13 protein-coding genes are annotated in these 12,514 nt (G+C 33.6%); 5 read left to right on the top strand and 8 right to left on the bottom strand.

The annotated features are described in order from the left end of the window. Window positions 1-13 precede the first annotated feature (13 nt). Window positions 14-1,189, bottom strand: coding sequence for a glycoside hydrolase family 5 protein (locus tag LV716_RS05305; RefSeq protein WP_163416718.1), 1,176 nt, complete (start codon window positions 1,187-1,189; stop codon window positions 14-16). A 727-nt stretch (window positions 1,190-1,916) separates the two neighbouring features. Between LV716_RS05305 and LV716_RS05300 the strand changes: the two genes are divergently transcribed. The 3 genes from LV716_RS05300 to LV716_RS05290 all read left to right on the top strand — a co-directional run bounded on the left by LV716_RS05300 (window position 1,917) and on the right by LV716_RS05290 (window position 2,940). Further along, complete coding sequence (locus tag LV716_RS05300; protein WP_163416717.1) at window positions 1,917-2,225, top strand: hypothetical protein; 309 nt, start codon at window positions 1,917-1,919, stop codon at window positions 2,223-2,225. Between the two features lie 197 nt (window positions 2,226-2,422). Further along, window positions 2,423-2,647, top strand: a complete 225-nt coding sequence (locus tag LV716_RS05295) for a type II toxin-antitoxin system ParD family antitoxin (RefSeq protein WP_163416716.1) — start codon at window positions 2,423-2,425, stop codon at window positions 2,645-2,647. Continuing rightward, window positions 2,644-2,940, top strand: coding sequence for a type II toxin-antitoxin system RelE/ParE family toxin (locus tag LV716_RS05290; protein ID WP_163416715.1), 297 nt, complete (start codon window positions 2,644-2,646; stop codon window positions 2,938-2,940). Before LV716_RS05295 ends, LV716_RS05290 begins: the two co-directional genes overlap by 4 nt. Before the next feature lie 368 nt (window positions 2,941-3,308). On the opposite strand, the gene LV716_RS05285 is transcribed toward LV716_RS05290, so the two are convergent. Genes LV716_RS05285 through LV716_RS05255 form a run of 7 tightly spaced genes read right to left on the bottom strand, consistent with a single transcriptional unit; the run spans window position 3,309 to window position 8,690 of the window. Next, window positions 3,309-3,881: a toll/interleukin-1 receptor domain-containing protein gene (locus tag LV716_RS05285; protein WP_163416714.1), complete on the bottom strand. Its 573-nt coding sequence runs from the start codon at window positions 3,879-3,881 to the stop codon at window positions 3,309-3,311. Window positions 3,882-3,887: 6 nt separating this feature from the next. Next, window positions 3,888-4,301, bottom strand: a complete 414-nt coding sequence (locus LV716_RS05280) for a hypothetical protein (protein WP_163416713.1) — start codon at window positions 4,299-4,301, stop codon at window positions 3,888-3,890. Window positions 4,302-4,304: 3 nt separating this feature from the next. Further along, the gene (locus LV716_RS05275) at window positions 4,305-4,949 is read right to left on the bottom strand and encodes a hypothetical protein (RefSeq protein WP_233759234.1); all 645 of its coding nucleotides are present in this window, start codon (window positions 4,947-4,949) and stop codon (window positions 4,305-4,307) included. Further along, window positions 4,937-5,431, bottom strand: a complete 495-nt coding sequence (locus LV716_RS05270) for a TIR domain-containing protein (RefSeq protein ID WP_163416711.1) — start codon at window positions 5,429-5,431, stop codon at window positions 4,937-4,939. Before LV716_RS05270 ends, LV716_RS05275 begins: the two co-directional genes overlap by 13 nt. Then, window positions 5,409-6,416 carry a nucleotide kinase domain-containing protein gene (locus LV716_RS05265; RefSeq protein WP_233759233.1) on the bottom strand — a complete coding sequence of 336 codons (1,008 nt, stop codon included), beginning with the start codon at window positions 6,414-6,416 and terminating at the stop codon, window positions 5,409-5,411. The genes LV716_RS05270 and LV716_RS05265 overlap by 23 nt, the downstream gene beginning before the upstream one ends. A gap of 36 nt (window positions 6,417-6,452) precedes the next feature. Then, window positions 6,453-7,322 (bottom strand): nucleoside triphosphate pyrophosphohydrolase family protein, encoded by an 870-nt coding sequence (locus tag LV716_RS05260; RefSeq protein ID WP_163416710.1) that lies wholly within the window; start codon window positions 7,320-7,322, stop codon window positions 6,453-6,455. 36 nt (window positions 7,323-7,358) lie between these two features. Further along, window positions 7,359-8,690 (bottom strand): hypothetical protein, encoded by a 1,332-nt coding sequence (locus LV716_RS05255; protein WP_163416709.1) that lies wholly within the window; start codon window positions 8,688-8,690, stop codon window positions 7,359-7,361. A 321-nt stretch (window positions 8,691-9,011) separates the two neighbouring features. Here LV716_RS05255 and LV716_RS05250 point away from each other — a divergent pair, with 321 nt between their 5' ends. Further along, complete coding sequence (locus LV716_RS05250) at window positions 9,012-9,752, top strand: DUF805 domain-containing protein (RefSeq protein WP_163416708.1); 741 nt, start codon at window positions 9,012-9,014, stop codon at window positions 9,750-9,752. Next, window positions 9,742-12,402, top strand: coding sequence for a hypothetical protein (locus LV716_RS05245; protein WP_163416707.1), 2,661 nt, complete (start codon window positions 9,742-9,744; stop codon window positions 12,400-12,402). The genes LV716_RS05250 and LV716_RS05245 overlap by 11 nt, the downstream gene beginning before the upstream one ends. Window positions 12,403-12,514: the final 112 nt, after the last annotated feature.

Below are 12,514 nucleotides of genomic sequence, written 5' to 3'. Positions count from 1 at the left end.
GACCAATTTTGTCCTATTTATTCGCTTCTACAATAATATCGGCGATTCCGCCAAAAGGCCAAGTCAAGATCTGTCTATTAAAAATAGCAAGTCCATCATTGGAAACACTGCTATTTCCATTATCCCACCAGACACTGGCAAAGCCTCTTTCGGCTGCGGCTTGGGCATAAAATGTTGCATGGGCAATACGGTCTTCCAAGTTACTTTGATTGCCAGAGGCCCATTCCCCCAATACGACAGCTTTCCCGTTGTCCGTGAATTTGGCTTTTATCCTGTCCATTTCGGCTTCAAGTTGTGCTTTATCTCCATCTGTCCCCCAAGTGGTGTCCGTACCTTCCAATGTAAAAGGAAATGGAAAATAGGAATGTAGGGAGATTATTGTTCGTTCATCGTCATTTGGAATAATGAGAGCGTCCATAGCAAGAGGTATTGTACTGGCTGCATAAGTAGAAATCATGACCTGTCTTAAGCTATTGTTACCACCAGTAGCCCGAATAGCATCCAAACTTACCTGATGATATTGGTTTACCATATCTCTGCCCTCAGCGGTTCCGCCGGACCACTCTTCTGGTGAGTTTTCAAGGCGAGGTTCGTTCAGCGTTTCAAAAATTAAGTAGTCGCTATAATTTTTGAATCTATTCGCAATTTGAGTCCATAGTTTGGAAAGCCTGTCCTTCACTTCGTCACCTTTTTCATAGGTAGGGATGATCCAAGGGTCGTCATGGTGTACGTTGATAATTACATACATGTTATTGGCCCTTCCGTAATTGACGACTTCCTCAACTCTATCAAACCAACTTTCCTCTACAGAATAATCGGGGGCATCTCCCTGATGAAAACGCCAGGTAACGGGCACCCTCAATGTATTGAACCCTCGGCTGGACACTTCATCGATCATGGCTTGGGTCGTTACGGGATTCCCCCAAAAGGTTTCATCTGGACCTTCAGTATCTAGGCTATTTCCCAAATTCCAGCCTGTCTTCATTTCGGCAACAATTTCAACAGATGAGAGGTTACGCATTACGCCATCATCAAATTCACTGGCCGCGCCACTTTCTTCACTAGGATTTTCACTTACTGGTTCTTCTTGAGTAGCATCATCTCTTGGCACAATAGTTATACTCCCAGAATCTGAACCACAGGAAATAATATGAAAAAGAACAACTAATGCCAACAATAAATTCTTCATCTTAATCATCAATTTTTACATTCAAATGTAATGAAAGCTGTTTTCAGTAAATATTGAAGATGATGTAAAAGTTACAAGAAATGTAGCATTGGAGTGTGTTTGGTTTTGAAGTAGCATCCAATAATTTCATTTATATGATACGCTTTGGTAAAAACAATGAAATATTGACCATATGGGTAACCGCTTCTATACTTGGATGCGCTAGCTGTGTTTCTTTCAAAAAACACATCAAGTTTTAGTAAAGCTCGTTATAAGATTGATTCAATCATCATTGAATTGTAATATAAACAATGCGAAATGAGGTTTAGAGGGTTTTACCATACACAAATCGTACAATAATTAAAACAAAAAATCCTAACTAGCTTTTTATAAACTAATTAGGATTATGTTAAGCGGTCTGGACGGGATGCAAATAGGGGTGTTTGGCTTTACATTATTTGGAGTTAATTAACTTATTATCAGTTAATTATAAAATATCTTTTACACTATTAAACACTACTTATCATTAAAATTACTTCAAAATTACTTCAAAATTTTTTCCATAAGATAAACAGTTGCGAGTGCCATTTTTACTGAATAGAAAAATGAAAAAAGAAAGTGGAAACAGTATTCCTAATGAGACGAGTGTTCCAATTTTATTTGCTTATAAAAGTCTTAAAGTTGTTCTTTACACTTTACAGTATTTAACATTACCTTGTATTGGGAATGAAACAATACTAACTTGGTTATGGAGAGAAGATTTGATTTAAACAAGATGCTCCTGAATGGAGGAATCCGAAACGAACTGGATTTGGAAGTTGCTTTGGTTTATGATCGGTTATTAAGACCCATGATTAAAGAAAATCCTCAGTTAAAGGCTATCCGTAAAAGATTGCGAGATACCATAGAAGACTATGAAACCAAAAATTGGTCCGCTAGTTCAACTATAACCTCAGAACAAATAAAAGAAAGTGATTTGGCTGAATTGAATGTGGAAAAAGAAATACATGAGATTAAGCAATCACTCATACGTTTTGTTCAGCATGATTTATCATGAAGTCTTTACAAATGACTGATAATGATTTATTGTGTTATCATATCAATGGGTTTGCAAAGTATTATATGAATGGGGGACAAAAGGTATAGGAATCTCCTTTTTTATTTATCCAATAGGTTTATTTAGACAATTCATTAAATGTCCATATTTGCTAAATATGGATATATATTATAAATTTACATACTAATGGATTTGTTATGAATATCAGTTTCACTAAAAAACAGGAAGAATATATTGCTGACCAAGTGGCCACGGGCGAATATCAAAACAATAGCGAAGTAATCCGTGATGCCATTCGTTTGCATAGAATTTATCGGGACAAGGTCATCGGAGATCTTCAAAGAGAGGTAGAGAAAGGCTGGAAAGCTCCCGATAGTCCAAGATCTATGGAGGATATCATTGCTTCAAAGAAGAGCAAGTGAAAAACGGTTATGTTCTATCGCAAGAAGCGGATAATGATATCGAGGATATTTTCGAATATGGCGAATACCGTTTTGGAAACCCACAAGCAATAGAATACCTTCTCGGGCTGAATGACCATTTCAAGGCAATTGCCAAAAATCCGGATATAGGTAAGGAAAGAAAAGAAATTAAGGATGGACTGTTCAGTTTTCCTTACATATCCCATATAATTTTCTATCGTAAGATGAATGGATATATACGGATTATTAGGGTATTGCACGGAGGAAGGGATTTGGTAAGGTTTCTAATTTAAGAGTTCAAAAAAACGATGATAGAATACTTGTATAACTGGCCATCGTAATCAATTACTTTTCTAATAATCACTGTAAGAACCAAAAAAGATTTAGAGACAGGTAGTCATACCAAATTGAATGATTAGATGTATTTAGTAACTATCTCAAATACCTATCTGTACTGGTCACAACTGTCAGGTGAGGGGCAGCGGCTAGTAAAACTAAAGAATGGACGGGACTCGAACTTTTCACTGAAATGCCCTGTACACAGGGCCTGCCAAGGGGCCGTTTTTTAGGCTCACCGTGTAGCTCACCTTTTAACAAAGTTTAACATTTGACAAGACAGCATTAAACTACGTTATAATGAATTTCATCTTTCCATTTCCAACTAATTGGATAACCATGACCTCAAGGATACTTCTTTACCATTGACTCCGTGTACAATTACCTGAGAGCTTTTAATATTGTCTAAGTCATTAGCGTTTATTCTCATTTCGGAATAAAGATGCAAATATTCGTTTCCTTTCCATTTACCACTTTTTGTCTCAATTGGTAGAATGGCAAGATTGTCATTTCCTTTCATAGCATCAGCTATGCCCAATTCCCAATTACACCATTTAGATCTTAATCCATGATAGGTTGCTAAAAATAGGAACTTGTCGCAATCTTTAATTTTATTTTTTATTGAAGCGGCGGTAACGGCATTGGTTGATTCAGGTAAGGATTTATCTAACCAGTCTACATAAATTTCAATTTCTAATTTGCTAAATAATAGGCCTATTTTTCCGACAATGGTTTTATCCAAATGACTGTGCGAAAAGAAGACTTTACCCTTTGGAAGTCTTTTGTCTAAAGTAGGATTGGCATCTCTTATTTTATCTTTTACCCTAACTACACCAAGACTTCTCTTTTCTTTGCGATATATTTTGTCAAGCTCTTTTTGTGATAAGTACTTGCTCATATCTAATTAAAGCGTACAGTTTTTAAATATCAAAATAAGAATCAATGCAATTATGCCTTGTAGGGCATATAATGGTAGAATGGTTTTATTTAGCATTGTATGGTTCCAAGAATTTTTTCCGGAAATGTAATCTGAATCTAATTTAAGGTTGAAGTCAACATCATTTTCGTGGGTGTGTCGAACGTCGTCATATAACTTTCTATAACCTTTTTCTTGACTCAAATAATAGGCATCTAAACACCAAAAAATAAATAATGAAAAATAAACTATTGAAGCATATAAAACATTAAAATCACTTGCTGATAAAGCTAATAAAGCTGCCGTAATGGTCACACTCATCCCTTTAACTTGAAATGAGTTTGTATTCATCCGGGTAATTATGTTTTGAATAAATTCAAGATGCTTATGTTTATTTTCCATAAATCAAACTTTAAGTTTGGTTTGGTTATGTTCATTCGAATGCTCCTTCCAATTTATTGGATCGCCATGAATACCCTTTTCGAAGTTTTCTTTCAACCAATTCACAAAATTATCGGCAATATTGGTATCAATACTGGTCGATTTCATATTTCTACCTTCATTACATATATCCCAGTACTCATTTGGAATCTTTGGAGAGTTGCTGCCAAAATAATAGAAGTTCTCCGAAAAAAGAACATATTTACCCTTGGTGTCATTTTCTAGATGTTCCTCTTTGTCGACTACTGTATGAGCGGATTCTTCCTGAATCCATTTTCCTGTTTTTGGATTCTTATGGTAAAAATTGTCGCCATATAGTTGAACTAAACTGCCATTAAGAATAGGTTTTTTGTATTGAAACCTTTCATCTTTCCAATATTCATCAAGAGTAATTTTTCCTTCTACTTGCATTGCAAAAATCAGGTGATGCAAATTACCTAACTGAGCACTGCCAGTCCCTACCACCCAATCACCAAGCTTCAAGTTTTTATTATTCCTAATAGTAGGCTTACATACCGCTAGGGTACAATATTGACCGAATGGATTAGGTGCCAAACCATAATCATGTTCTATCTTATATGAAAAATAACCAGTCATTATTTGCTGCATTTAACTTTCTTTCTTTTATATATCGGTGTCCTTGAAGTTCCATCCGGATTTTCATTTGGAAAATCTTTACCATCCATAATGTCTCCTAATTTATCTAATGAATTCCAACCTATAGTAGGTCCTCCATATTTTTTAAAGGCTTCAGGTAATTCAACGGAATTGTTGTTGCCATGAGTATATATACCCACTATTTTCTTTCCTTGGAGATGGGCTTTTCTAATTTCATAATTCACCCATTTTCTAGTGTGAGTTTCTTTTCCAATCAAACAAATAAAAGTTCCGGCCCAAGTAATTTGTCTTCTTAAGTACCTCTGGATGACTGCATCACTAGGTCTTCTACCATCCTTATGTTTAGTGCTATCAACAGAATAATTCCTTATTGAATAGCCTTTGTCTATTAATCTCTTCTTTAAACCCTGTACCTTGTCATCGTCTTTACCGTGGTGGCTAATGAAAACATTATACTTTTTCTTCTTGCTCATTGTAATGACAATTTATTTTCTCATTAATATTCCATTTTGGGGGGTACCAATATTTTATATCATTAGATTTAGGTTTGAACTTTTGTTTGATTCTCTTTCTTCCGGAAAGACCAGAAATATTTGGATGTGCTACTCTGGAATATTTATCTACTTCGCAGAAAAGATTTTGACAATCTATAAGTTGTAGTGCCCGACCCCACAAATCTTTAAAATCCAAGTTATTCTTTTCAAACTCAATTTGCTGTCTATCCGTTACATATCTTATAATATCGATTTCATCATAATCACCCAAATCAATAAAGCACTTTTTTATTCCATCAGATGCTCCCGGACCAGGGAATACAAAATCCATTTCGTCAAAATCAACCACCATACTATAATTTATATCAATGGTATATTGGTATGCCAAAAAGTTTCCTATTGTCGGGTAGTTTCTTAATATTTCAAAAAGGTTTTTCATGTTACTTGAGTTTTCTACTTTTTCTGCAAAATCATCATTGATCATGTGCTCAATTAACTTTAAATGATTCCTATGTTTTTTTGTGTAGCCAAAAGCACTTCGTCCTGAGGTCATAATATAGGCACCTGAATAAATGGAAACTCCGTTAATCATTAAGTCAGTTAAAACGGCGTCATATCGTTCGAATTTATAGTCAGCGTAAGAAATGTTGCCTAATCTTGCCAACAGAAACTCCCAAGTTTCAATTTTATTAAATGTCTTGAACAACAATATTCTAAATAGAACCTCCTTTGTTTCTTGACTATAATTGTAAATAACATTTTTGATTAAATACTGACTTACTCTATCTGAGGCTCGATAGGCATTAGTAAACTTATGTTTTAACAAAATTTCATCAAATGTCCAATCAACTTCATTTTTAATTCTGTTGAAGAATATGTTCTGTCTTTCGGAAGCAAATCTCCAATAAGTTGCGTACACTTCGGTTTCCTTCGGGAGGCTTAATTTGGTGTTAATCTCAATCATCTTGTTCTCGGATACTTTATCTCATAATTTAAAGTTTTAATTCTTCCCAAGGTAGATTAGAGACCTATTTTTTTTGCTTACTAGCACGCGTCCACCGTCATTTTCTCTTAAATCATTAAATATCTTGTATGATTCAAGTATTGCCTTTTCCCATTGCTTGCCACTACACTCTTTAATCTCTGTATTTTTAACCAGGTTTTGAACCTTTTTTATTATTCCTGAATCTACACTATTACTATACTTTAGTAAGTCATGTTCTAGTGCATGATGATAGATAAATAAAGAAATAAGCTCTTCCGTTATTTGGGCCCTGGCGCCATCTTCATTCTCATCAACTAATGGTTTACTTTTTCTTTTGAGGGAAAGTAATTTTCTAACAACAGGCGACCAACCTAAAATAGCTAAATAACCGTAATGGAAAATATCATGAAACCTATAGCCATCATCTTCATAAGAATTGTCGGTTAAAGGATCTCCAATCAACTTGCCATCTCTTTTATCAATGATTTTCAACTTATTTTTTTCATCTTCAACATAAGTGATGAATTCAATTTCAAATTCATCAGGGAACCTCTCATTCGGAGGATAATTGGAATCAAAATCAATGTATTCAGATGGGTCTGTAATTAAAAATCTATCTTTAATCTTAGAAAGATTTAGATTGACAACATCTTCTAAAAGTATATCGTTTTGAGTTGCAATTGTAGATAAATACCATAAGACATCGCCTATTTCTTCCGCTAGTTTGGTATTGTAAGCGATATAAGCTTCGCCATCTCTTAGTTTAATTTTTAATTGCGTTAGCACAGAACCTATCTCACCAATTACTCCTAAAAAGGGTACAACTTCGTTAGCGTGATCTTGTATCGTTTCTTTGGCAGCTTCTTGATATTCCTCAAATGTCATTTTATTTCTTATTTAAGTTTTAGCGTTTTAAATTGTTTATTGTTTAATGATTGGTTGAAAGAACTCCCCGATTTTCTTGAAATTAAATGCTTTTGAAAGTGTTGCGACAAAAAATGGTCTTGGATTTATTGCTGAATTCGTAACTTCAGCTTGCAACGTAATTCCTGTTTTGGAATCAGTCACCCATGCTCTTCCTGAGAAAAAAATGTCACTCCTTTGTTTAATACTTGAAGACCTGAAATTATCTTCGAAAACCCTATTGTAATTTGATGCATAACCAACTGAGCCGTGAACCCTAACACTAATAGTTTTATTTTCTAATGACAAAAACAACCCTATTATTCCAGCATTAAATGAATATTCATTAAATGTCTCTGTAAAAAGAGGGGCATTCAGACTAGGTAGAATTTCACCTTCAGGCATTTCTTGGCCTGCAATGAATTCATCAAAACTTTGATTAATTATTATTGAATCGTTGGTGCTGATATTTAAGTTTTCAAAGCTCAGTGATGATCTGCGATAGACAAACTCCAATGAAGGAGAATAGTATAGATTTATATTTCGATTTGGATTATTGGATTTAAACCAATTTAGTTTTATTAAAGGACTTATGTAAGCACCGATATTGTCTGTTACACGTTTATTAGCATAAAAATCTGTACTTACTGTTCGTAAACTAGTAGAATCTGTTAATGATTCAACTTTAGTTCTTGTTCTAATTGTTCCTAATGAGTCGGTTTGAGTAAAGGCCCTATTGCCATATAAACTAAGGTAAAAACCAACGTTTTTATTTTTTCCTTCCAATGGTTGAGAATATACATTTGTGGCAAAAAATAAATCTTTTGCTCTTATGCCTTCTACTAGATCAAAATTAGTACCTACATATGCCAAATATTTATACCCATCTAGTTTTTCCTCCTTATAGGAATCAATTAAAATCTCCATTCTTTTATGTGAGGCCTTGTTTATTTTATTTAGTGCTGAATCCTTTTTGGAAAGCTCAATTTCGAGTACTAGCTTTCTTTTTCTATCTAATATCGTATCCTTAGTAATTTCTAAGAAAAAACTCTCTTTACTCTCTAGTTGTGAAAGTAATAATGGCTTAAAATGTAGTTTATAGAATTGGCCTGCAATATCAGTTTCTTTCTCATTCACCTTTAGTTTCAACTTGTACAGACTCAGGCTGTCTTTAGATATATTCTTGGCTTCAAATAATAATTTAACAGGAAGAAAAAGTTCCTTTTTCCCTCTCTTGACTTCAACCTTGGAAGTGTCGAAGCCGACTTTAAGTTCAACTTGCTGTTCTTGGGATTGAGCAGTAAATAAAAGACTAAACAATAATACTGTGGTTAAGAAGGATGTTTTCATTATTGCGATTATTTGGTCGGTTGAATTTTAATAGTAAAATGGCAACATGTAAATACCCATAAAAGGGTATTCTTTGGGGGAGAAAACAAAAGGAAGTAAGTCAATAGTTTGGAGTGCTTCAATATAGAAATAGAATGTTAAAATTGATTGCACAAAAACCTTAGAAATTTTGAGGTTTTTCTCCAATTCTAGGTGTTTTTAGCTTTCCAATTCCGTTTGTTTGGTTAAAACAGTATTTTACAGCTTTTGGAGAAGTTTCTTTCTTTTCAAGAATCTACTATATTAGTCAAAAGAAACAAACCTTGACCACCTTAACACAGTATGTTCAAATCCCCTTTTTCATTTGAAGGTCGTATAAGACGATTGGAATATGGATTAAGCTATCTTATTTACATTCTACTATATTTTACTGTAGCTTTTATTTGGCAAGAACTTCAAAAAGGAGGTGTTGTCTTTTTTCTCCTCTATGTAGTTTTTATTTGGTTTTTTCTGGCTCAAGGTGCAAAAAGATGCCATGATTTGGGTAATAGTGGATTTTACCAATTAATTCCTTTCTATGGATTATGGCTTATTTTTCAGGATGGTGAACCACATGAGAATAAATATGGTTTTAGTCCAAAGGGTGAAAAGGCAGATAAAAATGTTGAACAGCCTAAAGGAGGTTCACTAGTAAAAACATTGGTAGGTGTTAGCAGCCCGGTATTGCTAAATACACTATTTATAGCACTTTGTATTGAGTACTTATATACAAGCGGACTTGCTCTTTTTCTCTGGATTGCTCTATCAATCATAATATCTTATTTTGTGATGTTGGTAATTAATTTTAGAGGACGTGAGCTCCCTGATAGCAAGGAAGTAATCATTAAGCTTCCCCTTCTTTATGCTATTTTACTATATATATGTCTTCGTCTGTACACGTTTTATTTCAGAGGTGTTGAAATCTACATTCAGACAATACATTTTGAGTTGCTAATAGCAGTCCTCTTTATGGCGTTCACTTATTTGCCATTTTTGGGATATAAAATGTTGTTTAAAACCAAAACTGGAAACGATGAAGCCTAGACAGCATTTAGTAGCCTCTGTTGTATTACTGGCCTGTATTTTGGTATTTGGCTTCACCCATAAAGTGGGTTCAGGTAATAAAGAAATGATATTGTGGTCAGAGACTCAATTAAAATGGGATGATTTTGAACCTGTACGCTATGTTGAAGATGGGTATGATGCAAGTATCAACTCTAGTATTTTTTGTCCGGATTTAATCACTGAAAAAAACTCAAAGGTTTATGCATATATGAACCCAAATGAATCGAAGAGACTAAAAAATGAAGAACTTACTGGGCAGTTGCTAATACACGAGCAGTATCATTTTAATATCACGGAGTACTGTGCTCGACTTTTAAGAAAAGATATTATTCAAAAAGGTTTAGGAGGTCTTTCATTTGAAACGATTAAATCTTTAAAAGCTAAATACTCTAAGAAGTTAGAAGATTTACATGACTTGTATGACAGTATTTCAGATCATAATGTCGATGTTAAAATGCAGCGTTACTGGGAGCTAAAAATTGATGATTGGTTAAGACAAACGGCATATTACAAAAACAAGGACATTTATGATTACTATGATTTCTCGAAAAACCGGACAAACTTCTACAGGCATATCTATTTTACTTTTGACCATAAGGTATTAACCTCCTATCCAGTTGGAGAAAGGGAAATCAAGTATGGAAAAACTTATGAGCTGATATTTAATAAAAACAATGAAAAAATAATCAGATTTTATAAGAACGGTGAATTATTTAATGGAGGGTATTTTGGGACTGCGATTACCAAGATTATAAAAAGAGATAATAACCATTTTGAAGTACAGTATCTAAACCCTGACGAATCTTATAATAAAAACCTAAAATTTTGTGTCAAGAGTAGTTCTATTGATAAAGATGGTAATTGGCTCTTTGAGTACCTTGATGATGAAGGAAATCGAATTAATAATGGCCTGGTCTTCATGACCCAATGGGAATACGATTCTGACTCCAACTCATACTTTTCATCATACTTTGGGAAAGGTGGAAAAAGAATTGCTAACAATAATGGAATATACCATGAGAAAAGGGTGCTGGATGAAAAAGGAAGAACCATATTGTTTGAAGGTTTTGACCAATATGGCAAACCAAAAAATGACAATGATTTAATCGCAAAATATGAATTGGAGTTTAATGATGATAATCTAAAATCATATTATCGACTATATAATGAAAGTGGTGATTTTGCTTATCATTTAAACGATTTTCATTTAACCTATGTTTACGACGAAAGGGGTAATATCACAAGGGTTACTTCCCTCGATGCTGATGGTAAAAATACTTATGACCAAAATGGTGCTTCCATATACGAGTATACCTATGATTTGTATGACAACGAAACAAGTATTAAGAGATTTAATGAACATCATAAGCCCATAATAGCTAATGATGATATTTTTCATATCGTAAAAGAATATGATTCTTTAGAACGCTTAACTTATGAGGCCACATATTATCCTGAATATGTTCTAAGGTTTACAGAATCTAAACTTGCTGCCACAAAATATTTGTATGAAGGCGATAGTATTGTCGTTGAACAAAATATTGATGGCTATGGAAACATTTTTGCTGGCAATGATAAAATTGCCATTACCAGAAAAAAGCTAAACTCAAAAAAATATATTCTTAGTGAGACTTACTTTGATAAAAATGGAAATTTTGCAAAAACTAGTGATGGAGTGGCCAAATACACTTTTGAATATGATAGATACGGAAACAAAATAGAAACCAAAGCCTATGATTCCATTGGTTTGTTAAAGGAGTTTGATTCAGATGTGGCTATAATTCGTTGGGAATATGACAACAATGGGAATAAGTCAAAAACAACATATTTTACTAAGGACAATGAATTGGCCAATACTGGAAACAATACAACATATAATTTTTATAAATACAACAGCAAAAATCAACTTTCTGAGCGTACTTATTACGATATCAAAATGAAACCTTCAGAGATTGAAGGTGCTTTTAAAAAACAGTTTTACTATAACCAAAGTGGATTGGATTCTTTGGTGATTGAGTATGATATTCATAGTAAACTCAAAAAAGGTGTAGCCATTACTAAATACATTTACAATAAATATGGTAATAAGGTGAGGGAGGAGTATTTTGATTCGAATTGGAAGAGGGTAAAGAATGAAAATGGAGTTAGTGTGATAGTTTATGTATACAACGAGAGGCAACTGATAACCCAATATCATTATTTAGATGAGCAAAATAGACTCACAAACAATCAATATGGTGTGGCAATTGAAAAATGGGCAATGGATGATTTAGTCCATACATTGACCTATGAATATTTCGACAAAAATCTAAAACCTGTTATTGGGGAATATGGATACCATAAAATCGATTATGAATGGCACGATATAGGCGAGGCAAAAAAAAGTACAACTTATGATGTTAATTTAGATTTGATTGAAGATGAATATGGTACAGCTATTTATAAATATAAATTTGCCCCTTCGGGACTTATTGGAACTATAGAGCGTTATAATAAAAATGGAGATTTAGCAGACAATACCGAAAAAGTGGCTGTCACTCATTATAAATCTGAGTTGAATGGTCTTTATTATTTGGATAAGCAGTTGAATGCTATTGGTGAAGTAGTGAATGATTCTCTTTCAAATTAAATTCTAATATTAATTGACATAGAAATCTGCATAAATAGATACTTCCCTAGTCAAAATAACTACTTCACTCATTGGTGGTTGAATCAAAGACGATAATTTTAATACTTGTAGG

It is taken from the genome of Flagellimonas sp. HMM57 (genome assembly GCF_021390175.1).
Classification (GTDB): domain Bacteria; phylum Bacteroidota; class Bacteroidia; order Flavobacteriales; family Flavobacteriaceae; genus Flagellimonas.
Note: the sequence above shows the minus strand (reverse complement) of the source record. Positions and strands in the feature narration are given on the sequence as shown.

Bases quoted from the DNA above. Each gene is read 5' to 3' on its own strand.
- LV716_RS05285 (WP_163416714.1), bottom strand. From the start codon at position 3,881: ATGAGCAAGTACTTATCACAAAAAGAGCTTGACAAAATATATCGCAAA.
- LV716_RS05280 (WP_163416713.1), bottom strand. From the start codon at position 4,301: ATGGAAAATAAACATAAGCATCTTGAATTTATTCAAAACATAATTACC.
- LV716_RS05305 (WP_163416718.1), bottom strand. From the start codon at position 1,189: ATGAAGAATTTATTGTTGGCATTAGTTGTTCTTTTTCATATTATTTCC.
- LV716_RS05295 (WP_163416716.1), top strand. From the start codon at position 2,423: ATGAATATCAGTTTCACTAAAAAACAGGAAGAATATATTGCTGACCAA.
- LV716_RS05250 (WP_163416708.1), top strand. From the start codon at position 9,012: ATGTTCAAATCCCCTTTTTCATTTGAAGGTCGTATAAGACGATTGGAA.
- LV716_RS05275 (WP_233759234.1), bottom strand. From the start codon at position 4,949: ATGCAGCAAATAATGACTGGTTATTTTTCATATAAGATAGAACATGAT.
- LV716_RS05255 (WP_163416709.1), bottom strand. From the start codon at position 8,690: ATGAAAACATCCTTCTTAACCACAGTATTATTGTTTAGTCTTTTATTT.
- LV716_RS05300 (WP_163416717.1), top strand. From the start codon at position 1,917: ATGGAGAGAAGATTTGATTTAAACAAGATGCTCCTGAATGGAGGAATC.
- LV716_RS05260 (WP_163416710.1), bottom strand. From the start codon at position 7,322: ATGACATTTGAGGAATATCAAGAAGCTGCCAAAGAAACGATACAAGAT.
- LV716_RS05245 (WP_163416707.1), top strand. From the start codon at position 9,742: ATGAAGCCTAGACAGCATTTAGTAGCCTCTGTTGTATTACTGGCCTGT.
- LV716_RS05265 (WP_233759233.1), bottom strand. From the start codon at position 6,416: ATGATTGAGATTAACACCAAATTAAGCCTCCCGAAGGAAACCGAAGTG.
- LV716_RS05270 (WP_163416711.1), bottom strand. From the start codon at position 5,431: ATGAGCAAGAAGAAAAAGTATAATGTTTTCATTAGCCACCACGGTAAA.